Consider the following 26,450-nt stretch of genomic DNA (forward strand, 5'->3'; position numbering starts at 1 on the left):
CCTCAAGCGACACCTAACTGTTAAGCGTAGCCACAATATCTTGTGGCTCTACCAACCACGAACTACTATCTATCAACCACGAACTACAGACTACGAACTACGGACTACAAACTAATAAACTGCAAGATCTCTTTAGGCACGAGCTCCGTCGTGTCTCCTCCATTGGTGAGAATATCGCGAACGATGGTGGAAGAGATATGGCCAAGGCCAGAACGCGCCATAAGAAAATACGTTTCAATATCTGCAGCTAGTAACAAGTTATTTTGAGCAATCGCATTCTCAAATTCAAAATCATTGGTATTACGTAATCCTCTCAAGATATAGCTAGCGCCTACACGACGACAAAAGTCAACCGTTAAACCTTGAAATTGTTGTACCTCAATTTTTTCATTCCCGGCAAACAATAAAGCTATCGAAGAAACTCGGTCATCAAAAGCCATAATACCTCTCTTTGAGGGGTTGACACCTACGGCGATAATGATTTTATCAAATAACTGAAGACCTCTTTCAACTAAATCCTGATGGGCAAATGTAAATGGATCAAAAGATCCTGCAAATACAGCTACTTTCATATGTTACATGTTAGTATACCAACTACTTTGAATATGTATAAAAACTAAAAGAGGAATAACCATACTTCCGTGTCTCCACAAAAAAAATAGAGTCGTCCATCTTGCGCGTCGATGGGTGTTCGACCACCAATAACCCGCCTTCATTTAACAATCCAGCAGCCAAAATGTTATTGGCCAACATCGGTAACACCGGCAGGTCATAAGGCGGATCAGCAAAAATAAAATCGTAGTGCGATTTAGTGCTGGTGATAAATTTTAAAACATCCGCCTTTCGTGGATGAATCGCTCCTGCTTCCAACTTTTTGGCCGTTTGGGTAATATATTGTACACATTTGAAATGTATGTCCACTGCATCCACTAATTTGGCGCCACGTGAAGCCAATTCAAAGCTAATATTTCCAGTTCCCGCAAAAAGGTCTAAACAATCCGCATCCTCAAAGTCTATCTTATTATTCAAAATATTGAACAGCGCTTCTTTAGCGATATCTGTTGTCGGCCGCACTGGCAATCCCGCAGGTGGCGTTAAACGCAATCCACCATGTTTCCCCCCTATTATTCGCATAGATGAGCATCAATTAGCGTATTCAAAACCTCTATCTGACTTGAAGGTAAAGCCGAAGGATACCGAACTGCGGTACGCGTCTCCATAAAATGAAGCTCTTTACCATACGCCACCAATCCCGTAGCACGCACATCATCTTTGGTTATGCCGGAAACAATAAGGCGGTCGGCAACTCCTTCTGTACCTACCTGTTTTAGTGTATTCAGAATAAAGTAATGTAAATCTCCAGCCACGTTGGCTTCGAAAGTGCTATACATTTGAAATTGATTGTCTACAAAGGCGTAAATATCCGCCTGACAATCGCGTACATGAACCCCTACTAAAGTTCCTGCAGCAGGAATAAAAGATTGTACCTGACTTAACACCGTTTGAAAATCAGTTCCAAACTTTGCTTCCGGAAAAATCTTTCGCCAACGATTGTGCAACAGCAAATCATATTGATAACAAGCTGTCGCTTCCAATGCAGCAATCGAGAGAAAATTTGTCCGCTCCGATTTATCATCTAATAGAAAATCTTGATAATGCTTTTTGTCTGCTTCTTCAAAAACCTCAGTAGGCACAAAAATCAAGCTTTGTACCGGTAAATTAATATACACCTGTTGAAAAGGTAATCCCAGTAACTTAACAGCTTCACCATCGGGCATATCTGCCGGGTAGCTGTATAAAACCTCCACCTCATTGGCTGCATTCAAGACGAGTAAAGTATCGTTGATAAAATCTGTTTTCACCAATAGTTTATAGCTGGGCAGATAGTGTAACTGAAAATTCTTTGATGTATAATTCATGTATTTGTCGTATAACCCCAATAAGAAGCGTCGCAAAACAAAATTAGCTTTTACAATTGAATTGACCAACCTTTTGGATAACTTTGACTATGCATATCCAGAAACTCCTAACCCAACAGTTCCATTGGCCTCCAACAGTACAACAATCTGCTGCATTCGCCTTACTAGAGGAGTTTCTTTCCGTCTTTCATCCGCTCCATTGCTTTATCCTGAAGGGTTATGCGGGAACGGGAAAGACAACAATTATTAGTGCTTTAGTAAAAACATTACCTCATATCCGCAAACGAAGTGTACTATTGGCTCCTACGGGCAGAGCAGCCAAAGTCATGAGCCATTATGCTGGACGAAAAGCCTTTACCATTCATAAAAAGATATACCGAAAAAAGAGTGCTGCGAGCATTGATATGGATTTCGTACTGGCCGAAAATTTACATGAAGACACCTTGTTTATTATTGATGAGGCCTCTATGATTTCAGATGATGGGGTTCAGTTTTTTTCCCGTAGCCTGCTGGATGACCTGATTCGATATGTAGGAACCGGAAAAAACTGTTCGCTTATGTTTGTCGGTGATATAGCACAGCTGCCTCCTGTCGGCATGGTAGAGAGTCCAGCCTTAGACCCCGCCCACCTTAGCGCCAACTATCATCTACAGGTCTTTCACTATGAACTCCAAGAGGTTGTCCGACAAAAGCAGGAATCTGGCATTCTGTTCAATGCTACCCGGATTCGAGATGATATCCGCGAAGAGCAGCAAGACAACCTCAATTTTCCACAGATACAAACGAAAGGGTTCCATGATATCTTTCGGATGAATGGAGACCGTCTCATTGAAGGATTACACTACAGTTACGACAATTTTGATATAGAAAACACTATCGTTATCTGCCGGTCCAATCGTTCGGCAAACCTGTACAACAAACATATTCGGAATCAAATTCTTTTTCGAGAGGAGGAAATAACCGGAGGAGATTTAATTATGGTGGTTCGCAATAACTATTATTGGTTGCAGCAACACGACGAGACAAATACAGGATTTATCGCCAATGGCGATTTAGCCCGTATCCGCAAGGTGACCAATATGCATGAACAACATGGCTTTCGATTTGCAGATATCGCACTTGATTTCTTGGACGATGATGAATTAGATCCCATTACATGTCGGGTACTGTTGGACAGTATCTATGTAGACGCTCCAAATTTACCTTACGAACAGCAGCAACAGCTGTATGAAGCCATTGCTAACGATTATGCTGACATTCCCACAAAAAAAGACCGCATGGAGGCCATTAAAAAAGATCCGTATTACAATGCGCTACAGATAAAATTTGCGTACGCAATTACATGTCATAAAGCACAAGGTGGTCAATGGCCTTGCGTTTTCGTTGACCAAGGTTATCTCCATGATGAAATGTTGAACACGGATTTTTTACGTTGGCTTTATACCGCGGTAACACGGGCTACTCAACAGCTGTTTTTAGTAAATTTTAACCCCAAGTTTTATGGTGAGTAATCCACAAATAGAAAAATTCTTTAAAGAGGAAATACGACATTACCAGGCAAAAAGCTTTTCATTTGCTTTTGTCCAACAACATCATCTTTCACTACAAGAACTACTCACCTACTCTTTTCATACCGACGATCAAATCGCCTTTAGAGCAGCGTGGCTCCTCGAGCATGTTATGCTGAAAGAGCATCAGTTGTTATCTACAATTTACGACGATTTTATAGGTTTGCTACCAAAGCAAACAAACTGGAGCGCCATTCGCAGCTACACTAAGCTGTTGATGATTGCAACCGATAAAAAGACAGTAAAAAAAAGCACGCCTACGCAAGAGGAAATTATTATTGAAACGGTTTTTAGTTGGATGATCGATCCGAAGTGTCCCGTTGCCACACGCGTTAATTGCATGGATGTGCTATACAATTTGAGCAGCAAGCATCCCTGGATAAAGGATGAACTTGCTGCTCAAATTCAATATCATCTCCGAAACCCATCAGCCGCATTGGCTAGCCGTGGTAATCGTGTCTTAAAACGTATACTTTAAACCTATCGAAGTAAAGTTGTACATGTCATTCTTTGCACCAGAGCGACGCATCCCATCTGGACCAAGCGGATCAAAGCCATCCAGATCTTCATCTCCGGAGAAATTAAACTGGCTGTTCAGTACCGCACTAAAGTAACGACCATTCATAGATCGATCTTTATTTATAGGCACCGATAGACCGATATTTACAACAGGAAGAATAACGCTCTTCGTCTTTTTCTTATACATAATAACATCTGCCATCACCGGATTTCTATCTCCATCCAGAATAGGAGCACCTGCACCGTCAAGCACCGGAATCTGTCCAACATCTTTTGGTCCATTAGCATCCCCTCCGATCAAATCTTCGTACCCTACCCGCGTGACATCATTAAATTTGTAATTATTAAAAACGGCACCAGCGCCAGCACCAATATACAAGCCATTTAAAATATTACGCGCGACAAAACCTTTACGCATCAAATCACGCTCCGAGATAAAGAACCGATAAGGAAAAACAGTCACATTCAAGAAACCCGCATAATAACTGTTACTCGCTTCTCGAGGATCCCAATCAACTGATGTGGTATCTGTATTACCTGTAGCCTTCAATTTCCCAAACTGTCCTTCCAATCCCACAAAAAGACCTTTATACAAGCGGTAGTCACCTTTTAGGAAAACCCCGTACCCCATATTACTGGTAAACCCGTCCGGTTTGATGTCTCCATACAACAGGGTCGGACCACCGCCAACCGTTACATTATACTTACCATCTTGATCGCCACCAGCAATCGGTGGGCATTTTAACTGTGCACTTGCTGCAAATGGCAGTGCCAAACTAACTATCGAGCAACAAATCAGTGTACGTAGCGTCATTCGTTTTCTGTTAAAAAAGTGTATTTCCCTTAGTGTAATTTATCTTACCTAGATGTTTATAAGCGATATCAGTACATTCACGCCCCCGCGAGGTACGCATCAAATATCCTTCTTGTATTAAGAAAGGTTCGTAGACCTCCTCTATTGTCCCTTCATCCTCTCCAACTGCCGTAGCAATCGTTTTTAAACCAACGGGACCACCCTTAAACTTATCTATAATAGTGGTCAAGATTCGATTATCCATCTCGTCCAAACCATTTTCATCTACATTTAGCGCATTCAAGGCATACTGCGCAATGGCCCGATCAATAGAACCATTACCTTTTATCTGCGCAAAGTCTCGTGTCCGCCGCAATAAAGCATTCGCTATACGCGGTGTGCCTCGACTTCTGCGTGCAATCTCATACGCTCCCTCCTCGCTAATCGGAGTGTTTAATATTTGTGCTGAACGCAAGACAATGGTTGTCAAGAGTTTTGCATCGTAGTACTGCAAACGGGAATTTATACCAAAACGCGCCCGTAAAGGCGCCGTTAGCAAACCCGAGCGCGTCGTTGCACCAATTAACGTAAAGGGATTTAATGTAATCTGTACCGACCGTGCGTTCGGTCCTGTCTCCAACATGATATCAATCTTAAAGTCTTCCATAGCTGAATACAAGTATTCTTCTACCAAAGGACTTAACCGATGGATCTCATCGATAAACAACACATCTCCCTCTTCCAAGTTAGTCAACAATCCTGCCAAATCTCCCGGTTTATCCAATACCGGACCCGAAGTGATTTTTATATTCACTCCCATCTCATTGGCGATGATCAGCGAAAGCGTCGTTTTCCCCAAACCCGGAGGCCCATGTAGTAGCACGTGATCGAGCGCCTCTCCTCTTAATTTCGCTGCTTTAACAAAAATAGACAGGTTTTCTAAGATCTTATCCTGACCAGTAAAATCCTCAAATGCCTGCGGACGCAAAGCTCTTTCGATGTCTTTGTCAGCAGCATTTAATCGCTCTGGATTGGGATCAAGATATTCGTTCATGTTTACTCCTTTATTAATCTTATGGTCTTTTATGTCGACTCAACGACACACACCTGTTTTAAATTTACTTCCAACGTTTAAACCAACTTTCCACCTTCAGTTGGATGACTCCAAAGAAGGCTTCTCGAAAGATCCGTGTACTCATCTTTGACTCCCCTTCCGTTCGATCGGTAAAGATAATAGGTACTTCAACCACTTTAAATCCATATTTTATGGCTTTAAACTTCATCTCAATTTGAAAGGCATAGCCCACAAACTTAATTTCATCCAACGGAATTTTCTCTAATACCTTCCGCGAGAAGCAGACGAAGCCGGCTGTCGCATCTTGAATGTCAATTCCAGTAATGAAACGTACATATACCGAGGCAAAGTACGACATCAATACCCTGCTCATCGGCCAGTTCACCACATTTACCCCTTGGATATAACGGGATCCAATGGCCATATCTGCCCCCTCAACACAGGCCTCCCGCAAACGAACCAAGTCCTTCGGGTTGTGACTAAAGTCGGCGTCCATCTCAAAGATATACGCATAATGACGATCTAATGCCCAACGGAAGCCATGTAGATAAGCTGTACCTAACCCTAACTTACCCTTTCTTTCCTCTATAAACAAGCGATCGACAAATTCTGTTTGTAATCGTTTGACAATATCTGCTGTTCCATCAGGAGAACCATCATCAACGATAAGAATATGAAAATCTACCGCTAACGAAAAAACCTTCCGAATAATTTTCTCAATATTCTCCTTTTCGTTATAGGTTGGAATAATAACTATACTGTCTACCACGGACGCTATTATTAATTATCTCTTAAAATAAAAAAAACTTTCCTCGTATACCGAGGAAAGATACAAAAAACTATATGTTTATCTAGTTTACGCCGTGCATCAATTTCTTGATAAATGGCGATAACAAGATTATGGCAACCCCAGCTATCACAGAATAAATAGCCAATTGGTGATACCCTGCGGTATAGCCCAACAATTTATCCATCAAAGAAGCATTATCATCCGGCGAAGACATATTAGCACCGAGCAAACCGGCTACGTATTGTCCGTAGGCACTCGCTAAGAACCAAAGTCCCATCATCATACCGCCCAGATGCTTCGGTGATAATTTAGTAATCATCGACAAACCAATCGGAGACAAACACAACTCTCCCAATGTTACAGCAAGGTAAGCCAGTGTAAATATACCCAATGAAGTCTTCCCGTCCGCATCAGCAAAGAAACGCGTACAGAAGAAAATGTAATAAGCCCCCGCCAACAACAAGAACCCCAATCCAAACTTAACGACGGTATTTGGTTCAATCTTTTTCTTAGCCATCGCTAACCAAACCAGACCGAGCAGCGGACTAAAGATAATAACAAATAAAGAGTTTGCCCCGTTATTTACAACGTTCGGATCGATGTTAACCCCCAAGAGGTTATGGTGTAAATTATTATTCGCAAATAAGGCCAAAGAACCACCTGCTTGTTCAAAAATTGCAAAAAACAAAATAGAGAACAAAATGAGTGTCAATGCCGCAATAAGCTGCTGACGCACCGCTTTATCTTTTTCTTTAAATAGCATAAAGAAGAAATACAATAAAGCTAATGGTCCAATTACATACATAAACATATCCGTATAGGATGTGTTATGAATCATAATAAAAATCAAAGGAATACAAAGTAGCGCCCCAACGTATACAAGTACTTCGCGTGTCACTTTCTTTGTTTTTGGCAAGTGTTCTATCGGGCTATTACCAATTGGGCCCAAGTGTCTCTTTGTTGCCAAGAAAACAATGATACCAATAACCATTACAATGGCCGCAGCTAAAAAGGCGAGGTTCCAAGAGTGACTTTTACCAAGCCAGACACAAAGTGCACCACCTAATAGGGCTCCTATGTTAATTCCAGAATAGAACATGCCAAAACCAGCATCCCGTCTTGCATCTCCATCTTTGTACAACTCTCCCACCATGGAAGAGATATTCGGTTTAAAGAACCCTGTCCCAATAATAGTTAAGGCAATACCAAAGTAAAAGAATTGATGTGGATCTATAGCGATCAAACCGTTACCCGCAATCATCAGGATCGCACCAAAAGTTAACGAACGTTTAAAGCCTAATATCTTATCGGCAAAGATACCACCAACAAAAGTAAAGGCATATACAAAGGCTTGGATAGCACCATACTTTAAGTTGGAATCCTTTTCTGAAAGAAAAAGTTGATCTACCATAAAGATGGTTAGTACCCCCCGCATCCCATAGAAACAAAAGCGTTCCCACATTTCCACCAAAAACAAATACCACAATTGCTTTGGATATTTACCTTCAAAGTTCTGGATTTCCTCTAATGTAAGCTGTTTTGACATATCAATATATACTAAAAAATGCTCCCCAAGGGAAGCATTTCAATGAATGTTATTTAATTCCGTGCATTAATTTCTTAATCACTGGGTTCAGCACCATCACCAACAGACCTGCTGCTGCCGGAATAATGGTAAACAAGAAGAAGAAATGACTTAACGAGTAGTTCTCTTGAATCGTTTCGACCTGTCCCCCTAAAATGGCGGCTAGCTTTTGGGCAATAGCAATAGCTAAATACCACATACCGAACATAAAGGCGAGCATGCGTGCTGGCACTAGCTTCGACACATAAGAAAGCCCTACCGGTGAAATAAATAATTCACCCAAGGTATGAAACAGGTACGTCAACACAAGGAATACCATCGATATCTTTACACCAGGACCCGCACCGAGGGCACCAACACCTAAGATCAAGAAGCCGATCGCTACTAAAATAAGACCGTAACCATATTTCATCGCTGCTGGTGGATTAAATTTGGAATCCCAAATTTTAGAAACCGAAGAAGCCAAAGCGATAATAAAGAAAGAGTTTAAGATGGAGAACCAAGAAACTTTAATCTCTGAAATTTCCGCCGTAAACTCATTGTACAGCATCCATATACCTGCAGCCCATATTAGTAGGAAACAAACAAAAAGAATAATATTTGACCAAGCGATCTTCGTCCATGTAACCAAGGCTAACTTGATCAACACCCAAGAGATAATAATCAACGGAACGATCGTCAATAATGTATTTACGATATTGAACACCAATAAGCTATTTCCCGTCAACTCACGGTTTACATAATCACGCGCCACAAGTACCAATGAGGTAGCTCCTTGCTCAAAGCTCATGAAGAAGAAAACCAAGAAGAAGGCCAATAGAATTACGCCATACATCCGATCTCTTACAACTTTCGCATAACGCTGTATACGCGACACGACAAGAACCAAGAACAACACCAAGGCACCAATGATCATAATATTCTGCCCGCGTAAAAATGACGTATCTAAAAAGGCAAAAACATCGAGTACATTGTTTTTAGAAAGTGGGTCATTGAAAGCGTATACAAAACCTACCACCCCAACGATCGTCATCAAAATGATGTCTATTGTTGTAAATTTATTGTGCTTCGTTTCACCTGCTTCAAGATCTGCTTTCACATCTTTAGTCGCTCTTTCAGCTTTATCCAGAATTCCTAATTTACCTAACAAAGGTCCTGCTAACCAAAACTGGAATGTACCGAGCAACATAAAGATTCCGGCCAGGCCGAATCCCCAGTGCCAGCCCACAGTTTCTGCCAGGTATCCACAAAGCATCATACCAAAGAAAGCTCCGGCATTTACCCCCATATAAAAAATCGTGTATGCACCATCTTTCTTCTCGGGCAGTTGCTTATACATCTCGCCTAAGATTGCGGGCATGTTTGGCTTAAAGAAGCCGGTACCAAGCACTAAACAGCCTAAACCAATAAAGAACATTATCGGCGAATCAAAAGCCATTGACGCATGTCCTAACGTCATGATTGCGGCTCCAATGATTACGGCTGCACGAGAGCCAATATACTTATCCGCAATAACACCGCCGAAAATCGGCGTAATGTAAAGTAGCATCGCATACGTACCGTAAAGTGCACCTGCCTGCTCCGCTGTCCAACCCCAACCTGGATTAGCCCCCAATACAGAAGCTGTAAGAAACTGAATCAAAAGAACACGCATTCCATAGAAAGAGAAGCGTTCCCACATTTCGGTGAAGAAAAGGACAAACAGTCCGGACGGATGACCTAAGACTTTACCTTCCTCTTGAAGTGAAACCGAAGAATTTTCTGACATAAATATTAAATTAAGATGGCCAAATTTACAGAAAAATTAAAAGAAAAACTCGTCATCACGAAGAGAAGTTACAGAACAACTTTATAACAAAAACATATTACAAAGGATGGCTAGACTCCGCTCGCAATGACGAGATTATTTACATGTTTAAAAAAAGCTCCGATTAATTAATACCGTGCATCATCTTTTTAAGCAACGGACTGAATATCAACAAAAGCAATGCTGCTCCTACTGGAAGTGCTGCAATAATCAAGAAGAAGGTACTCATAGAGAAGTTCTCTGCTATTTTATCAATAAGTCCACCTGTAACACCCGCTAGTTTATTTGCAATCGCGGATGCCAAGAACCAGAAACCAAAGATTAAACCTAAAAATTTCTTTGGAGACAGCTTACTTACATAGGAAAGACCTACTGGAGATAAACACAATTCACCTGTTGTATGGAAGAAATAAGCCAATACTAACCAGATCATACTCACGGACGCTGTCTTAGCGCCCTGAGGAATACTCATACTACCATAGGCCAACGCAACAAAGCCAATCCCAACCAATAACAAACCTAAAGCAAACTTAACGGGTCCTGTTGGATTCCAAACACGTTCCCAAAACTTACTAAAAGAAGAAGCTAGCGTGACGATGAAGAAAGCGTTTAAGATCTGAAACCATGAGACAGTAACCTCTGTTTCCAATGAGGTAAACTCACGTTGCACTTTCCATAAACCTAAAAACGTAATAGCCAAGAACGACAGTGCGGTAAAGAAAATAGTTAATGGATATTTTCCGGCAATCTTTTTCGCTAAGCTGTACAGCACGTAGGTAACAATTAAAATAGGAAGGATGGTTAACGCAGCGTCAATCCATTTAAAGGTAGTTGCCGCACTCCCTACAAGTACACGTTGCGTGAAATCTTTAGCAAAGATAGACATCGATCCCCCTGCTTGTTCGAACGCAAAAAAGAAGAAAATACTAGCTACCATCAATACGGCAACCACGATTAATCGATCGCGTACCACATTCGCCGGCGTGTGTTCTTCTTCTTCCTCTTTTTTCGTTTCCCCGATAATTCCTTTACCCTTTGGTTGATCACCGATAATACCGAAGATCTTCTGTGCAAAGAAAAACTGCAACATACCAAAGAACATAAATACACCCGCTAAGCCGAAACCATAATGCCAGCCAATTTTTTCACCCAGGTAACCACACAACAAAGAACCTAAGAAGGCTCCAGCGTTGATTCCCATGTAAAATATGGTATAGCCAGCATCCTTTTTTGCGCTTGTATTTGGATACAATTGTCCAACCATTGAGGAGATATTTGGTTTGAACAAACCATTTCCTAGGATCATGAACAGCAAACCTAAATAGAAGAAATTCTTATCGAATCCCTCCAGCGCCATAGAGGCATGCCCTAATGTCATTACTAAAGCGCCCAATAAAATCGCTTTTTTATATCCTGTAAGTTTATCTGCAATTATACCACCGAGCAGTGGTGTGGCATATACCAACATGGTATACCAACCATAAAGAGACATGGCTTCTTCATTACTCCAACCCCATCCGCCTTTTGTTATTTCAGAAACGAGGAACACGGTCAACAAAGCCCGCATACCGTAGTAACTAAAGCGTTCCCACATTTCGGTAAAGAACAGCACGAACAGACTCGCTGGGTGCCCTAATACCATTTTGTCGTCAACTCCCTGCTTCGCCAGGTGGTTAACCAACACGTCATCTTTTACTTCTGTCATAAATTTTAAGTTAATGCTATAAAAATCTGCAATCGCTCGGATTTTAGATTTACAATTGTTATTATCTCCTTACAAAGAAAACAAAAAACGGCACATTTTTAGAATCTTATTTGGACGAACTTCTAAAATCCACTACTTTTTTTGGGAATTGCTTTACCGGGAACGATGTTTAAGTGATCTTCTTCTCGGGGTGGGTTCTGGAAAGGAATATTGCTTTTCAACACCAGTTTACCTTGCTCTATAACATAGGCATCATACGTTAAATCTGGGCCATAATACGCAAATTTCCCAACTAAATTAGGGGCTGCAGGCACGATATGGTCAAAAATAAAACTATTTTTATCCTTATGATATTTCAAATACATGGACGCTTGACTGGTGTATTTGAAGATACGTCGACTCCATATTGGGTTGTCAGAAAACACTTTTTTACCCAATGAATACACGCCATTTTCGAAATGTAAAATTTCAATTACTTTCTGGGTATACGTTGGTTCATGTCCTTTCCAACCCAACAAAACATAGGCATCCCCCATGGAAACGATATCGTAGTACTGCGCACCATACCAGTGGTCAGGTTTTAAAATATCTGAATCTGGATTCTCTACCCAAAAGGTCTTATCTAACAAGGGGACCAAATCCAGTTTCCCATCCTTAGTTTTCGTTTGAATAGCCCCATAATACAGGTAAGAACCGTCATTTAAGGGTATGTTCCAAGAAAAAATCCGAAAGCGATCATCTGGTGCTTTAACCACAGAAATCATATTTAGCTTCTCAAAGTTATACATATAGGAATGTTTCTCCTTGAGTGCCGACACCAATGATTTCACAAAAGTAAAGTTCTTCTCTAGTCGCTCTGCCTCTCCTTTTAAGCGGTACATATCCTTGCCTAACATAAGCAAGCTATCTTGCCACTTATTCATGTTATAAAAGTTCACCTGCGCTTGCAAACGTCCTCCTATTGTCAGTATCGAAATAAGCAGAAGGAATCTAAAGAAAAACTTTACCATAACAAACTATCTCACTGTTTTACAGATTTTAATTCTAAAATCTATAACGACTTAAATTTTTCCAACAATTTCTTAGAAGCAATAATACCATCTACCTCAGACAAATTACTTCCTTCATACTCAATCCCTACATATCCTCTAAATCCAGCGTCTTTAACAATTTTCATCATGCGTGCATAGTCTACTTTTGTTTCGTTGCCGCTAGCATCAAAATCATGTGTCTTCGCACTTACCCCTTTCGCATAAGGCATTAAATCAATCACACCTTGATAACGATCGTATTCATAGAAGTTACCAAAGTCAGGTAAACTACCACAATTCTTCTTTCCAACCGCTTTCAACACATCAGATAACCAATCTCCGTGTGAGGAAATACCACCGTGATTTTCAACGATAACATTGATTTTCGCTTTCTTGCCATAATCAGCTAATGTGCTTAGACTATGTACGACCTGATTCTTCACTTCTTCTGGGGTACCTTTACCCGCAGCATTTACGCGAATAGCACCGCAACCTAAGAAAGCTGCCGCGTCAATCCATTTATAATGGTTTTCAACAGCCTCTTTACGTTTTGCCTCATCAGCATCACCTAAGTTGCCTTCACCATCAACCATGATTAAAACGTTCTTTACGCCATTATCTTTAGCGCGGTGGTTTAAATCCTTGAGGTACGTCATGTCTTTAGCTTTATCCTTAAAGAATTGGTTCACGTATTCAACACCGTAGATACCAAATTTCTTGGCAGCAAGCTCTGGGAAATCGATATTTTTTAAATCTCCTTTAAACAACGTCTTGTGCAACGACCATTGTGCTAACGAAATTTCAAACCATGATTTTTTCGCAGCAAATAAATCCAACGAGGGTGCCATTGTAAGACCTGCCGTAGCTAAGCCTAAGTTTTTCAGAAATGTTCTTCTTGAGTTCATTGATTTTGTTAGGTTTTAGTTAAATATTTGCCCAGCCAGATGTTAAAACATCGGCTATATGTTTCGTTTTTATGGGTAGCTCATGCTTATCGATGTAACCTTGTAGCTGCATCAAACAGGAGCTATCTGTTGATATGATAAAATCAGCCTTTACGGCCAATGCATTTTGTACTTTTTGTTCAGCCATTGCTGCCGATATACCTTCAAACTTGACGGCAAAAGAGCCGCCAAAGCCGCAACAGCTTTCCTGATCTCGCATCTCCAACAACTCCAATCCACCGACGTGACTTAATAATCGACGCGGTTCATCGCGAATTCCACATTCCCGAAGAGCCGAACAGGCATCGTGGTACACAGCCGTACCGACCAACTCTGCACCAAAATAGTCTTTTTTAAGCACATTTACCAAGAAGTCAGTAAGTTCATATACATTCCCTTGAATATTTCGACAGCGGTTATGCTCTATCGAATTTGTAAAAAGATCATTATACCCGTTCTTAACCATTCCGACACACGATCCAGATGGAGATACGATGTAACAGTCGTCCGAAAAATCGTTCAAGAATTTAGTCCCTACTTTTTTTGCTTGATCCCAAAACCCCGCATTGTAAGCAGGCTGTCCACAACACGTCTGTGCCGGATTGTACGCCACTTCACACCCTGCTTTCTCTAACAATTTAACCGTACTGAATGCGGTCTCAGGATATATCTGATCGATAAAACACGGAATAAACAACTCTACTTTCATGAACCAACGGTTTTATTAAACTTTAACACCCGAGTTAACAAAAGCAACCCGATTAGAAAAAACACCGATAAGAATAAGGCTGACAAACGTATATTACGCGTCAGTTGCTCTATTAGACCAAATGAGATCAAACCAACCACAATGGCAATCTTTTCGGTAACATCATAAAAACTAAAGAATGAAGCCGTGTCTTTGATATTAGCCGGCAAAAATTTAGAATAGGTGGAACGTGACAACGATTGGATTCCTCCCATAACCAAGCCTACAACACATGCCAGCAGATAGAATTGCATCTCCGTTGTAATATAAAACGCAGATAAACAAACTCCAATCCACACACAAACCACGGCCATCAGCACCTTAACGTTTCCAAAACGTTTGGACAACAATGACATCAAGAATGCACCGGCAATCGCAACCAATTGGATTAAGAGAATCGTAATAATAAGCTTCGAGCTTTCCAATTTCAACTCTTTAGCCCCAAAGGCAGCTGCCACAATCATGACCGTCTGTACCCCTGCCGCATAAAAAAAATAAGCAGGAAGAAAGCGTCGAATTGCTATAATTTTATTGATTTTCTTCTGTACAATACGAAATTCCAAAACCACTATACGAAAGAGGTTCTTGGATGCGCGCACAGCCGATCTCTGATTATTGGGAAGAGCCCGAAAAGGAATCGTAGCAAAACCAGCCCACCATAAACCGACCAGGAGAAAAGACAATCGTGGCCCGAACGAAGGGTCAGTGATACCAAACCAATCGGGTTTTAGGATAAACACCAAGCAGATGATCTGCAAAGTAACGCAGCCGACGTATCCGTACGCAAATCCTTGCGCACTCACTTTATCCTGCTGCTCCACCGACGCGATTTCAGGCAGGTAGGAATTATTAAACAGAACTCCACCAATGTACCCCATCGCAGCAACGGCAAATAGAATAATGCTTATTTCCAGTGTTTCCAGCTTAAAAAAGAAAAGCCCCATGCACGATGCGGCCCCCAAGTAGGTAAAAAACATCATGATTTGCTTTTTTCGTCCTTTTACATCCGCATACGAAGAAATAAAAGGAAGTGCAAAAGCCATCAACAGGTAAGCAGCAGCTAAAGCAAAATTTGACAAAGCAGTATTTACAACCTTAAAGCCACAGAAGTTAACAATATCACCGTTCTCCTTAGTCTGGGTGATTGCCGTATAATAAGCCGGAAAAATAGTAGAAGTAATGACGAGGTTGTAAGCTGAATTTGCCCAGTCATACATCGACCAGGCACGTATTATTTTTTTATTGTTTTTTTCAATGATTGCCATACGTAAGAAGCGAAGATACCAATAGATTTGAACTTCCTAATAATTCTGTCTAATAAAAGTAATCAATCGAACCATTTCCTTACGCACGGGACTAGCAGACCCTATAAAATTGTTATTCATAAAGGAAAAAACGAGGTTTCTTCCTGATCGCGTTTTGATAAAACCGCTTTGGCAATGTACCGAAGTAATCGTTCCTGTCTTTGCCCATACAAAAGGCTCCCCTCGATCTAAACTGTAAGCTGACTTTATTGTTCCGTCGACTCCCCCCGTGGGGAAAACATGGTGAAGATCGTCCGGATTCGTTAACTCCGCTTGAACAAGAAGCAGCAATTCGACCATGCTACGCGGCGTCACCTTATTGTATGCAGACAATCCACTTCCATCATTCAAGTCAATTTTATCTGTAAAGTAATGATAATAGGTATCCATCATATACTTCCGCAGTTCGGCCGTCCGAAATGAACCGAACTTCTCCATAGCGGCCACCATGGTGAGCTGCTCTGCCAAAAAATTATCACTTGGAAGCATCATTTCCCGCAAAACAGTTTTGGTGTCGATAGAATAAAGTACAGTAATATCCTTCGGTTTCTGGTATTGAATCCGTTCCACCGTTTTATGAAGCGTATCTTGAAGAAGCTCTACAAAAAATGAAGGTGAATAGCGAAAAGGCTTTTCATTCACATAGTTATTTGGAACACGAGTCGAATTCATATAAAACAAATTAGCATCGAAGCTCCGCGTTAAGTTAAATTTCTTCCCCTGCTGTTCCTTCACCGAAATCTGTGCGTTAAAAAAAGAAGGTTCCGTAACCAATCGTCCAGCCTTTTCCCGGAAAGTCACTACATTCCCATAGATTGGAAAGCTGCTTAATTCTGGCTGATAGTACTCTTCAAAATCTTCAATTGCCCAACCATTCCGATAAAATGGTTCTTCGACGGATTTCTCCTCTACATAAAACAGCTTTTTATCCGTTTGTTTTAATAGGTTATACACCTTTCTGGAATCCAACTTACTATGTAAGAAGGTTGGATCCCCAGTTCCCCAGAAAATCAAAGAGTCTCCGCGCGTGACATACTGTAACCCAGGGATAGAATCTCCAATATTTTTCAAGGTGGTGAACAGGGTAAAAACTTTGGTATTAGAAGCCGGTGTAAAGTATTTATCTTCTTGTGTACCAAAAAGAAATCTATTTTGATCTAGATCGTACAGGTTAAAACCATAAAAATAGCCTTTCAGTACTGTAGAATTGTCAAATTCATATTTTAATGCATCAAACTCCTGCGCCTGAGCCCGCACAAAAAAAATGGACAATAAAGCACTTAAAAGGTATCTATTCATAATGTAAACATACAAAAAGGAATAGAAAAACCCGGTGCTTCTTCGCACCGGGTTCCTTGAAAAAAAGAATTGCAACTATTTTTTTATACCTTTTTTTGTGCGTAGCAACTTAATATTCCCACGGAGGTCAATATAAAAGGTATGTACGTTTAAGTAGGGATGCGTCGCGAGGATACTTGTCGTAAGCGCAGCTGCAAACTCATCATGCCGTTTCTCTTCTCCCTTTTTGAGATAGGCTTCCGTTAAATATGCCTTGTATGCGCCACAATTTTCATGTTCTACGATGTAAACATCCTCGATATGGTGGAGATCAAGCGATATATTTAAATGCATATCCCAGATATCTTTCCACACATGCAATTTTTTCTTTTCTTCTTCGCTCACCGTCACAAAATGCCCTTGCAGCTTCGGATTCTCCCGCTGTGTCATCAACGCAGCCCCCGCTAAAGCAAAGAGGTCATATCGATTGGTGAGGTTATCGTAATTTAGAAACTCTTGCAAATTGTCTGTTAAACGCAAATCTATACAACTCAGAACAAGCACATTACCTTGCGGCACATCATAACCATCTTTTGGATAACTTAAGTTGGAACACATAGTTTATAATATTTAAAAGTGATAAATTAATAAGTATAGCGTTTCAGTACTGTCGTACTGAAACCTTATTTTTTAACAAACGAAATTCGATTTAGTTAAAATAAAATACTTAAAATATAATTATAAACTTATAAACAACATTTGTTCCAAAAAAACTTTCCTATGCTATATGCCATATCGTATACCTTTAGCAAAGCTTATTACTGGATCTAAAAAACTACCGCAACAAACTCTGCACCTTTGCGAACAAGGTCTCCCCTCTCAAATTACTGGCAACAATATTACCGTTAGCATCAATCAACACGTTTTGTGGAATAGCACGTACACCGTACAATGCAGCGGCTGGTTCTTTCCATCCTTTAAGACTGGAAACATGATGCCAAGGCATGCCATCCTTTTCAATGGCAGCGGTCCATCTGGACATGTCATCATCGAGTGAAACGCTAAGCACAGTAAATCCTTTATCTTTAAATGCCTCATAAGTTTTCACAACATGTGGATTTTCTTTACGGCAAGGGCCACACCAACTCGCCCAAAAATCAACTAGGGTGTACTTATTCTTCTGAAGGATACTATGCAGGCTCAATTCTTTACCCTCTGGTGTAGTAGAAGAAAAATCCTTATACGGCTGCCCCGTTAGATCTCCCTTTGCCAGAAGCAACCGTTCTCCGAATTCTTTGCCCAGCATTGTTGCTTTAAGATCGGCACTTAATTTATCATAAAAAGGAAAAGTAGTTTCATAATTAGCCATACGACCCTGTGCTGTTTTTTCCAATTGATGAAGAGCAACATATGAATTTGGATTTTCCAAAACAAATTGATGAATGGTCTCTCTTCTAAAGCGGGTATATACATCCAAATCTTCCAACACCTTGGTGATGTATGCCTTTTTTTCATCCCCTTCCGGCATATCTTTAAACTGACTTAAAGCATTAAAAATTTTATGCTCTTCTGGCCTTAGTTTTTGCGCTAACTTTTCGTAGTTTTTCGCTAAATCCGTCCCCGACACTGTAGCTTGAGCAAGGGATTTCTTAGCCGACAAATTTACCGTTCCCTCAGCAAGAAAAACATCAAACCGGTCACCTGCCTCTTCCCCTAAGAAGCTGACCTTACCCACAGTAGGTGCATTAAGCGTCCCTTTAAACGAAAACCGGCCGTTCTTTACCAACACGCTATCCACGACTTTTGAGTCTTTATTTTCGTAGTAAAGCTTGATAAACTTACCGTTATCAGCAGCTGGCACCTGGCCTTGCAGCGTAAAATTAGTTGTTTGCGAAAACGCCAAAACAGGCGCCGCGACTAACATAAAAAGCATTTTTAATTTTGTTCTTTTCATTCTTTAGTTTTTTGAAAGTGATTAATTAATAGCGCGCCAATTGATATCTTTAATCTTTATCATATCTGTCCACGTGCTGTTATCCTGCAATGAAAGCTCGACTACATTCGGGTTCGTTCCAACCCGGAAGCGTCTCAGCGTACCTTTTGATGCCGTATCGTAGGTCGCGATATAGAGACTATTGACCACATGGTCCATTTGGGTATCAAATTTAACCATGGTTACCTCCGCATCCCCCAACTCCGGAAATGTATATATTTTCTCAAAACCAGGGTTATAATCATAGGCATACAAAGTTTTACCCACCGCATAAAAGACAACCGTTCTATTGGATGAAAAAGCATATAGACTCGCTTTATCGAAATCAGTTGCGATAGCTTTCACTTTATAAGCGGCACGTTTGGCGGGATTGGTTCCATTCGCATAAAATTTATAGATATGAGATGTGTTATCTGTATCCTTCATAATAGCAAAGGAATTTCCATTCGTTGATCCACCATCCGTATTCCGGGTGTTCTCCGCATACACCAAGGTGCGTCCGACAGGTTGATTCCATGGGAACACATCATTTACTCCATCAGTCAACGGAGTTGAGGAGGTAGAAACTCCAATACTGGTATGATTTAAAAAGCGTTGGTTACGTGTATCATACCACATAATACTGCTCATACTTCCAATCGGATACAATAAATATGGCGCTGCAGGAATACGTACATCCAGTGCCGAAGCGACTCGGTTTATCGGATTGTTATAGAAATCGCCCCCCATAATCAATGGCACACTGGAGAACACATCACCACCGACCGTCACCAATGCACGATACAAAGTACTGCCGACAGCTCCAGCTGCCGTACGCACCTGCGGAGCGATAACGACGGGGTGCACCGTTTGTGGATCTATTTCATCCGAGGTGAATAAAAAGCGTCCTAAATTATTTGCTGTGGTAGCCGTCATGGTAGCACGATCAAGAAAATAAGACCCTGTTTTTGTCATGGCCCAGAGGCGGATATAGGAGGCGTCACCGGCTGTATGTACAAGACTGATCGGTTCCCGCAACGACGGTAGGCCACTTTTAGAAAGAATACCTTTAATATGCAACGTATCCGACAACATAGATAACATCTCTGCTTCCGCAAATCCGTTCTCATTTTCGCCCATAATCAGAAGTCCACGGGAATAGGCCGTACTAACCGTTATTTTTGTATTAGCCGTCCATGTAACGCCGGTCACCTTATCCATCACCCGATAAAACAGGTCGTAAGGAACAGGATTAAGGAGAATGGGATACGATAAGTTCCTTTCTCTACTTATCGTATCAAACGTCAGTGACCCTGTTTTAAGAATCCACAGATACTCATATCTATCGCTACCAGACTGTTCTTCAGTCGCGGTAATAGTAGGATTAATGTGCAAGGTATCAAGCCCCGTACGCACCATATAATTAGTAAGAACACCCTTAATATCTAATTCATTAATATCCTTATAATTGTAATTACCTAAATCTTTACTACAGGATACTATAGCTAGCATGCAGCTAAAGATGAGCGGAAAATATAATAATTTCATTTTTCAATCTTAAATAAGTTAAACTAACGAGCAGGAACCCACGGCACACCAATATAGGACGTCCATGGAACGGTCCCCATCCACATCAAGCGGCCATCATCCTCTAAAACAGGGGTCCCGGCATTAAACAACCGAACAAGCGCCGCCGTACCATCGTTTGAAATAAGCATTTGCCGTGCCATCGGCATAATCTGGGTATTAGCAAAGTCTTCGTATTTAAGTCCGAGATAATCTTGAAAAAATTCCATCTTACGTCGACTAAAAACACCAAAGAGCCCTGATTCGCGATTGCCGGCCTGTATCGAACCGGACCATACTGCCGGACGAATCATGACGTCGTTTATCCGTAGGGTATGCAAGCTTGCATCAAACTTTTTGACACTTGCCCCGCCATCCAAAGAAGGAATAGCATCCCACGCGGGAAAAGACAATTCAAAGTCGGGACTAACCAGCAGACGCAGGCCTAGGGTCTGCGGTGTTTCCTCTAAATCCGGTGTACGCATTAAGCGCACCACCATGACAGCAGAAGTTGCACCTGCCGGAACAACCCATTCTCGCTTAAATGCTTCGTAATGCTTGCCCAAAGTAGCCGTCGTAGAATCATTATTCACTTCGACATAAAATGTACGATCATAGCTCTTAACTGGGCCTGAGATATCAACTTTAATTGCCATATCAACAACATCCTTTCCAATTGATACAAAGTCTACATTACTATACGATTGATAAGGCCATGAAGATTCTGCCCGATGTAAATCGCCCCAGCGAACACCAAAATAAACCCCTTCTTTGCCTTCGTAAGGCATAATATCCTTTTCACAGCTTTCCAACATAATCACCGTTATGCTTAAAAGCAGATATATCCATATTTTTTTCATATTGTTAATCGATATATTATTGTCGTTGTGCTGTTTCACTATCCGGTAGCGGAATAATATAATTGTTTAAAACCATGGTTTTCTCCGGCGTCAAGCTTACCGTAGCATGGTTGGGAAGCGACTGATAACCATTCCTTTTATAAAAGAAAAACTGTTGTCCTTCCCCTAGCATTTCACGACGAAACTCTTTCATTATCTCCTGCTTCAGCAAAGCTGAATTAGCCGGCGTTAGGGACACACAATTACGAGCCGTCCGAAGCGTATTAAAATAGCGTATGCCCGTTGTGAGATCAGGATGGCATTCCGCCGCAATTAACAACACCTCAGAGAGTCTAATTAACGGAACCATATACCTACCTGGGGCATCCACAATATCGGCGTACTTCATATTGGTCGTCGCTGTAACGGTACCTGTCGAGGCGCTTTGCCAGATGCGGCGTCGAAAATCATTACTATCATCATAAAGCCCATTTACACGGGTTTCATTGATGTCACCGTCACTGAAAGATAACTTACTATTGGGCTGCAAGCTCACGGCAAACAATCGGTTATACATCTCCAGACGGTTGCTTTTGTACAACGAAAACATGACTTCAGTAGAAAACACCCGATCTGGTTTTTCGACATGTGTAGCATTGGCAAAAGTGACAAATGGAAAGGTCTTCTTCTCTGGTGTCTGCACCTCCAACAAAAGTTCCTCTGCCGCTGCAAGTGCTTCCACCTTCTTGCCTTGCCACAAGTAAGCGCGCGCCAAGAGAGCCTTGGCGGCATAATAGTTTAACCGATATTGACGAAAGTAAAAATCGTTGGGTCCCGATGGATTACTTTGATTGCGTACACCATCTGTTCGGATAGGATCAGTTTCCAAAAGCACTAATGCTTGCTGCAAATCCGTTGTAAGCAGCTGCATAAATTCCTCCGAACTAAGCAAAGGTGCTATTTCATAGCCTGATTTAAGAACGTACGGAATTGCTTTTTTGTCTTTGCTTTCTGGGCTGTAAATCGGCCCAAACAAACGAAGCATATCTAAATGCAGCATCGCCCGAAGCGCAAGTGCTTCTCCCTTGATCACCCTATAATACGGCTCTGGAAGTAACTCGCTAGGGCCATCTCCACATTTTTCGATAATTACATTGCAGTTTGCGATTAACTCGTAGGCTTTTTTCCAAATATTGTCAACATTAGCTTTCACATTAGCATCGGTATACACAAAGGTGGTATACTTCTCAAACGTGTGTGTGGAGCTACGGATAACATAATATTGAGCCAGAACATCAAGGAGACCGGCACTCATATGTTGTCCATATAGATTCGTTGTTGCCATTTCGACATAAACTCCATTGATGGCCTTTACAAAACCTGCACTATTTACAAATAATTGATCCTCACCTAATCGATCAATGGGTTTCACATCCACCCACTTACTGCAAGAACTGGTCGCTAAGCAGACCAAGAGGATCATCACGGCTTTATATATTTTTTTCATCGTATTCTTTCTAAAATTTAAAAACGTAACCCCGCAGAAAATGAAACTGACCGCGCAAAAGGGTAATCAAGTCCACGTTCATTTTTAATTGTCGATACATGGAAAATATCATTCATATAGGCACGAAAAGTCACCGAAGAGGCGCGAATAGTACGCAACCAAGGCGCTGTTGTTGTCTCATAGCCCAATGAAAAGGATTCCCCTATCAACATATTATTATCAGCGACAAACCGAGAAGACATCGGTGTTTGTTCGGTCCTCGATATAGCCTTAAAGCGAGCTTCGTCTCCGGGTTGTTTCCATCGATCATAGAGCGCCCGTTTATCTTGGTTGAGCGCTACACCACGGGCCGAAATATTTTCTACCTTCTCAAAAAGTGTTTGCATAAAAGCTTGACCTCCTACACGATAACGCAGGTTAATGGAAGCTGTAAATCCTTTATAAAATAAGTTTGTGCCGATAACGCCTTCCAGATCAGGATCGCTATTTCCTACGATCACCTCGTCCTGAAAGTTATGAACGAAAGTCTGCTCCCCATTTTTATTGATAAAGATCTCGCGTCCTGTAGCCGGATCGATTCCCGCAGAACGGACTGCCCATAAGTCAGAAGGGCTGCCACCGTCGTAATAGCGCACCAGATTTCTGCTCCTATTGGTTTCATTAAAACTCCCCAGCTGATTCCCGATGTTTTGATATTCAGCTTTGAGCTGACGTACATTAAGATTTACGCGCCAATTGAAGGCATTACCGCGTAGTATGGTATAATCACTGATCAAGGTAAAACCGCGTGTCACCTGTCCGCCCATATTCTGCGCCACTTTCGAGACGCCGGTAGACGTCGGCAACGATACAAATACTAATAAAGGATCGGTGCTTTTTACGAAATAATCTATATTAAACCGCAAGCGATTGTCTAACGTTATTAAATCCATACCAACATTTCTATCCAAGGTTGTCTGCCACTGCAAACTACGGTTCCCCATATTGCTGATAATGGTGCTTGCACCAAAAGGGTTACGATTTTCATTATTATATCGGTATATACGCATCGAAATATAATCGTCGAAATTTTGGTTTCCGGGATTCCCTATCGATCCCCGGATCCGCAATTGATTGATCCAAGTCCACTTTTGGAGAAAAGCTTCATTATGTGCATTCCAGGCCAACCCTACAGACCAGATATTCGAAAATTGTCGGTCCGCGCCATAAACAGAGGAGCCATCTGAGCGTAACGTCGCGTCCATCAGATAGCGCTGATTATAGGCATACCCCGTATTGATGAAGAAACTAGCTCCCCTTCGCTGCGATGCGCTGTAATCCGCGCGTTGATCTTTGGGATAACCCAATGCAAAATTGGGATTAGAAAACTCATCATCAATAAAACCTTGTACCTGAAAGGCACTTTGCTGTCTTGTAAGTTGCTCCATACGCGTTCCTGCCACCGCATTGATCATATGTTTACCACCCAATAACTTGCCGAATGTGACACTTAAATCTCCATCGTAATTAATATTCTTACCATTGGTCTCACTGTAACGACCTCGCTCTAAAGCATCCGTTCCCAAAAATTCTGTATTAAAGGGCGATCGAAATATTTCGTCATGCGTCGTGGTGCTGCGTAATCCAAAACGTCCCCTAACACGAAGCGGAGCTGTGACCCGCCATTCCATCTCGAAATTATTCGTAAAACCCTGAGAACCTTGTTGGTTGATATTTAAGTTACTTAGGTCATATAATGGGCTATAAATGGGATCATCTCCAGAACGAGTGGCACTAAAATCTTCCAACACCATCTTTATATTGCCTGCCGCATCATATTTACGGTGATATGGATTAGCACGGGAAAAATCCGAAAAAGGGGTTGTTTCCTTATTGGCCTTGATATTGTCGATACTCAGGGAGTTATTTACGGAGAAGTTTCCTTTGCGGTAGAGCAAACGAATATTACCATTGGTGGCCTGCCTATCGGAGCCCTTCATGACCCCTTTGGTCAGTCCATGATTTACAGAAACACTATACCTCAAATTGGAATCACCACCTTCTGCAAAAAGCGTGTGCCGTTGGGTCAAAGCAGTTCGCAAGGGTTCATTCGGCCAATAGGTATTAACACCGCGACGCACTTCTTTCAACCGATTCAAATAATTCGCTTCGCTATTGAGGTTCGCTCCGAGAATGAGTTTCCCGTCTGCGTTCAAGAGGCCATAAAATCCCGAAAGGTATTCAAATTGTAGCTTTTCCTCGGCATTCATCAAATTATAATCGGTTAGATCAGCAAAATTCACACTCCCATTGAGGGTATAATTCACACGCAGCTGCCCAGGTACCGGACGTTTTGTTTCGACAACCACAACACCGTTGGCTGCCTTAGACCCATAAATTGCTGCCGCCGCCGCATCTTTAAGCAAGGTTATACTTTCCACACGGTCCATACTCAAATCCGAAATAATGGCCAGCGTGCTTTCAAAACCATCCAAGATAAACAACGGTTGGTTTGGGTTCGCGCTATACTCGTCCGTCAGCCCGATAACACTACTCTTACCACGTATTTCAATATCCGGAAGCCGATTCGGATCGGAACCAAAAAGGTTGTTATCAACAATAGCAAAGGATGGATCCAGCGTCTTTAAACTTTGTAAAATATTCTGATTGCCCACCATCTGTAACTCTTTTACAGTATAGGTCGCCGAGGATCCTGTAAAGCTCTCCTTATCGCGCTGATAAATCCCCGTCACCACGACATCTTTAATCGCATCGGTTGCCGGTTCCAGCTGCACATTCAGCACTTTCTGTCCACTATAGACCGTTTCCAATGTTTTCTTCCCGACATACCGAAACACGATAACATCGCGCGCTGTCACGTTAGTAATAGGCAACTGAAATTGCCCCTTTTGGTTGGTGCTGGTACTGAGCGCTGTTCCTTTTATTTGAACTGTCACGCCTTCCAGTAGTTGTTTCGTTTCACTATCGACCACCACGCCGGTAAGAAATTGTTGCGTCGCTACTGTGGCAAGAGACTTAGCGTCCCCTGTCTTCGCCTGAGGAAAGAAAGAGATTGTTTTGTCTTCTACTTGATACGTTACCGGTTGATTGGCGGTAACCAACTTAAGGAAAGCCATCAAATCCATCCCCTTAACGTCTAGGCTTTGGGGAGGTATCGATTGAAGCGTGTTTTTTGTGCTAAATACCGTATAGCCACTTTGCTTACGGATGACTTCCACGAGATGCAAAAAGGAAACATTTTTCCCTCGGAAAGTAATCTGCTGCGAATAGCTGTTAGCACTGACGGAGAGCATCCCCGCCAAAAGCAAGAATAGGGTTATTCTCATCACTCGTAATAAGTAATTTTTATTCATTAATTTTACATGGATTTGGTTAGTAAAAATCTGTCTTCAAACATGGAGTTTTATGGCTAACTGATATGATCTAGGGAAAGGATGGCAGTCCTTTCCTTTTTTTAACCGTTAGCACAGGAATGGTATAGGTTATTAGGTATCTGTCAT

General features: G+C 41.6%; 22 protein-coding genes. 2 read left to right on the plus strand and 20 right to left on the minus strand.

Annotation, left to right across the window (positions count from 1 at the left end; genetic code table 11):
* Nucleotides 1-104 precede the first annotated feature (104 nt).
* Genes coaD through E2P86_RS12105 form a run of 3 tightly spaced genes read right to left on the minus strand, consistent with a single transcriptional unit; the run spans nt 105 to nt 1,919 of the window.
* The gene (gene coaD, locus E2P86_RS12095; RefSeq protein ID WP_085471401.1) at nt 105-572 is read right to left on the minus strand and encodes a pantetheine-phosphate adenylyltransferase; all 468 of its coding nucleotides are present in this window, start codon (nt 570-572) and stop codon (nt 105-107) included.
* A 22-nt stretch (nt 573-594) separates the two neighbouring features.
* On the minus strand, nt 595-1,134 hold the full coding sequence (locus E2P86_RS12100; protein ID WP_134433312.1) for an RsmD family RNA methyltransferase: 540 nt from the start codon (nt 1,132-1,134) through the stop codon (nt 595-597).
* Nucleotides 1,125-1,919, minus strand: coding sequence for a DUF3822 family protein (locus E2P86_RS12105; RefSeq protein WP_085471399.1), 795 nt, complete (start codon nt 1,917-1,919; stop codon nt 1,125-1,127). The genes E2P86_RS12100 and E2P86_RS12105 overlap by 10 nt, the downstream gene beginning before the upstream one ends.
* Before the next feature lie 89 nt (nt 1,920-2,008).
* On the opposite strand from E2P86_RS12105, the gene E2P86_RS12110 reads away from it, so the two are divergent.
* Both E2P86_RS12110 and E2P86_RS12115 read left to right on the plus strand, forming a co-directional pair.
* Nucleotides 2,009-3,430: an ATP-dependent DNA helicase gene (locus tag E2P86_RS12110; RefSeq protein ID WP_134433314.1), complete on the plus strand. Its 1,422-nt coding sequence runs from the start codon at nt 2,009-2,011 to the stop codon at nt 3,428-3,430.
* Entirely contained in the window at nt 3,420-3,965 is a 546-nt protein-coding gene (locus E2P86_RS12115; RefSeq protein ID WP_134433316.1) for a hypothetical protein, read from the plus strand. Before E2P86_RS12110 ends, E2P86_RS12115 begins: the two co-directional genes overlap by 11 nt.
* Here the strand turns inward: E2P86_RS12115 and E2P86_RS12120 are convergent.
* From E2P86_RS12120 to E2P86_RS12200, 17 genes are all read right to left on the minus strand, one after another.
* The gene (locus tag E2P86_RS12120) at nt 3,948-4,820 is read right to left on the minus strand and encodes a hypothetical protein (protein WP_134433318.1); all 873 of its coding nucleotides are present in this window, start codon (nt 4,818-4,820) and stop codon (nt 3,948-3,950) included. The two genes, E2P86_RS12115 and E2P86_RS12120, sit on opposite strands and share 18 nt — an antisense overlap.
* Before the next feature lie 10 nt (nt 4,821-4,830).
* Nucleotides 4,831-5,853: a Holliday junction branch migration DNA helicase RuvB gene (ruvB, locus tag E2P86_RS12125; protein ID WP_085471395.1), complete on the minus strand. Its 1,023-nt coding sequence runs from the start codon at nt 5,851-5,853 to the stop codon at nt 4,831-4,833.
* A gap of 64 nt (nt 5,854-5,917) precedes the next feature.
* Nucleotides 5,918-6,643: a polyprenol monophosphomannose synthase gene (locus E2P86_RS12130; protein WP_085471394.1), complete on the minus strand. Its 726-nt coding sequence runs from the start codon at nt 6,641-6,643 to the stop codon at nt 5,918-5,920.
* 82 nt (nt 6,644-6,725) lie between these two features.
* Nucleotides 6,726-8,210, minus strand: coding sequence for a peptide MFS transporter (locus E2P86_RS12135; protein ID WP_206367964.1), 1,485 nt, complete (start codon nt 8,208-8,210; stop codon nt 6,726-6,728).
* A gap of 49 nt (nt 8,211-8,259) precedes the next feature.
* Nucleotides 8,260-10,017, minus strand: coding sequence for a peptide MFS transporter (locus E2P86_RS12140; protein WP_085471392.1), 1,758 nt, complete (start codon nt 10,015-10,017; stop codon nt 8,260-8,262).
* Between the two features lie 163 nt (nt 10,018-10,180).
* The gene (locus tag E2P86_RS12145; RefSeq protein ID WP_085471391.1) at nt 10,181-11,761 is read right to left on the minus strand and encodes a peptide MFS transporter; all 1,581 of its coding nucleotides are present in this window, start codon (nt 11,759-11,761) and stop codon (nt 10,181-10,183) included.
* A 122-nt stretch (nt 11,762-11,883) separates the two neighbouring features.
* The gene (locus E2P86_RS12150; protein ID WP_134433322.1) at nt 11,884-12,684 is read right to left on the minus strand and encodes a hypothetical protein; all 801 of its coding nucleotides are present in this window, start codon (nt 12,682-12,684) and stop codon (nt 11,884-11,886) included.
* Between the two features lie 128 nt (nt 12,685-12,812).
* A complete protein-coding gene (locus tag E2P86_RS12155; RefSeq protein ID WP_134433324.1) occupies nt 12,813-13,697 on the minus strand; it encodes a sugar phosphate isomerase/epimerase family protein in 885 nt (294 codons plus the stop codon).
* Between the two features lie 19 nt (nt 13,698-13,716).
* Nucleotides 13,717-14,445, minus strand: a complete 729-nt coding sequence (locus E2P86_RS12160; protein WP_085471388.1) for a (Fe-S)-binding protein — start codon at nt 14,443-14,445, stop codon at nt 13,717-13,719.
* Nucleotides 14,442-15,749, minus strand: coding sequence for an MFS transporter (locus E2P86_RS12165; RefSeq protein ID WP_134433326.1), 1,308 nt, complete (start codon nt 15,747-15,749; stop codon nt 14,442-14,444). Before E2P86_RS12165 ends, E2P86_RS12160 begins: the two co-directional genes overlap by 4 nt.
* 36 nt (nt 15,750-15,785) lie before the next feature.
* On the minus strand, nt 15,786-17,087 hold the full coding sequence (locus tag E2P86_RS12170) for a D-alanyl-D-alanine carboxypeptidase/D-alanyl-D-alanine-endopeptidase (RefSeq protein WP_085471386.1): 1,302 nt from the start codon (nt 17,085-17,087) through the stop codon (nt 15,786-15,788).
* 75 nt (nt 17,088-17,162) lie between these two features.
* A complete protein-coding gene (locus E2P86_RS12175; protein ID WP_134433328.1) occupies nt 17,163-17,684 on the minus strand; it encodes a hypothetical protein in 522 nt (173 codons plus the stop codon).
* A gap of 217 nt (nt 17,685-17,901) precedes the next feature.
* On the minus strand, nt 17,902-19,020 hold the full coding sequence (locus tag E2P86_RS12180; RefSeq protein ID WP_085471384.1) for a TlpA disulfide reductase family protein: 1,119 nt from the start codon (nt 19,018-19,020) through the stop codon (nt 17,902-17,904).
* Nucleotides 19,021-19,041: 21 nt separating this feature from the next.
* Nucleotides 19,042-20,586, minus strand: a complete 1,545-nt coding sequence (locus E2P86_RS12185; protein ID WP_134433330.1) for a PKD-like family lipoprotein — start codon at nt 20,584-20,586, stop codon at nt 19,042-19,044.
* 23 nt (nt 20,587-20,609) lie between these two features.
* Nucleotides 20,610-21,464, minus strand: a complete 855-nt coding sequence (locus E2P86_RS12190; protein WP_134433332.1) for a DUF4843 domain-containing protein — start codon at nt 21,462-21,464, stop codon at nt 20,610-20,612.
* Nucleotides 21,465-21,480: 16 nt separating this feature from the next.
* Nucleotides 21,481-22,950, minus strand: a complete 1,470-nt coding sequence (locus E2P86_RS12195) for a RagB/SusD family nutrient uptake outer membrane protein (RefSeq protein ID WP_134433334.1) — start codon at nt 22,948-22,950, stop codon at nt 21,481-21,483.
* Nucleotides 22,951-22,967: 17 nt separating this feature from the next.
* The gene (locus tag E2P86_RS12200) at nt 22,968-26,276 is read right to left on the minus strand and encodes a SusC/RagA family TonB-linked outer membrane protein (RefSeq protein ID WP_134434048.1); all 3,309 of its coding nucleotides are present in this window, start codon (nt 26,274-26,276) and stop codon (nt 22,968-22,970) included.
* Between the last annotated feature and the right edge of the window lie 174 nt (nt 26,277-26,450).

This window comes from Sphingobacterium psychroaquaticum, assembly GCF_004421025.1.
Taxonomy (GTDB): domain Bacteria; phylum Bacteroidota; class Bacteroidia; order Sphingobacteriales; family Sphingobacteriaceae; genus Sphingobacterium; species Sphingobacterium psychroaquaticum.

Bases quoted from the DNA above. Each gene is read 5' to 3' on its own strand.
- coaD (WP_085471401.1), bottom strand. From the start codon at position 572: ATGAAAGTAGCTGTATTTGCAGGATCTTTTGATCCATTTACATTTGCC.
- E2P86_RS12100 (WP_134433312.1), bottom strand. From the start codon at position 1,134: ATGCGAATAATAGGGGGGAAACATGGTGGATTGCGTTTAACGCCACCT.
- E2P86_RS12105 (WP_085471399.1), bottom strand. From the start codon at position 1,919: ATGAATTATACATCAAAGAATTTTCAGTTACACTATCTGCCCAGCTAT.
- E2P86_RS12110 (WP_134433314.1), top strand. From the start codon at position 2,009: ATGCATATCCAGAAACTCCTAACCCAACAGTTCCATTGGCCTCCAACA.
- E2P86_RS12115 (WP_134433316.1), top strand. From the start codon at position 3,420: ATGGTGAGTAATCCACAAATAGAAAAATTCTTTAAAGAGGAAATACGA.
- E2P86_RS12120 (WP_134433318.1), bottom strand. From the start codon at position 4,820: ATGACGCTACGTACACTGATTTGTTGCTCGATAGTTAGTTTGGCACTG.
- ruvB (WP_085471395.1), bottom strand. From the start codon at position 5,853: ATGAACGAATATCTTGATCCCAATCCAGAGCGATTAAATGCTGCTGAC.
- E2P86_RS12135 (WP_206367964.1), bottom strand. From the start codon at position 8,210: ATGTCAAAACAGCTTACATTAGAGGAAATCCAGAACTTTGAAGGTAAA.
- E2P86_RS12140 (WP_085471392.1), bottom strand. From the start codon at position 10,017: ATGTCAGAAAATTCTTCGGTTTCACTTCAAGAGGAAGGTAAAGTCTTA.
- E2P86_RS12145 (WP_085471391.1), bottom strand. From the start codon at position 11,761: ATGACAGAAGTAAAAGATGACGTGTTGGTTAACCACCTGGCGAAGCAG.
- E2P86_RS12150 (WP_134433322.1), bottom strand. From the start codon at position 12,684: ATGAATAAGTGGCAAGATAGCTTGCTTATGTTAGGCAAGGATATGTAC.
- E2P86_RS12155 (WP_134433324.1), bottom strand. From the start codon at position 13,697: ATGAACTCAAGAAGAACATTTCTGAAAAACTTAGGCTTAGCTACGGCA.
- E2P86_RS12160 (WP_085471388.1), bottom strand. From the start codon at position 14,445: ATGAAAGTAGAGTTGTTTATTCCGTGTTTTATCGATCAGATATATCCT.
- E2P86_RS12165 (WP_134433326.1), bottom strand. From the start codon at position 15,749: ATGGCAATCATTGAAAAAAACAATAAAAAAATAATACGTGCCTGGTCG.
- E2P86_RS12170 (WP_085471386.1), bottom strand. From the start codon at position 17,087: ATGAATAGATACCTTTTAAGTGCTTTATTGTCCATTTTTTTTGTGCGG.
- E2P86_RS12175 (WP_134433328.1), bottom strand. From the start codon at position 17,684: ATGTGTTCCAACTTAAGTTATCCAAAAGATGGTTATGATGTGCCGCAA.
- E2P86_RS12180 (WP_085471384.1), bottom strand. From the start codon at position 19,020: ATGAAAAGAACAAAATTAAAAATGCTTTTTATGTTAGTCGCGGCGCCT.
- E2P86_RS12185 (WP_134433330.1), bottom strand. From the start codon at position 20,586: ATGAAATTATTATATTTTCCGCTCATCTTTAGCTGCATGCTAGCTATA.
- E2P86_RS12190 (WP_134433332.1), bottom strand. From the start codon at position 21,464: ATGAAAAAAATATGGATATATCTGCTTTTAAGCATAACGGTGATTATG.
- E2P86_RS12195 (WP_134433334.1), bottom strand. From the start codon at position 22,950: ATGAAAAAAATATATAAAGCCGTGATGATCCTCTTGGTCTGCTTAGCG.
- E2P86_RS12200 (WP_134434048.1), bottom strand. From the start codon at position 26,276: ATGAGAATAACCCTATTCTTGCTTTTGGCGGGGATGCTCTCCGTCAGT.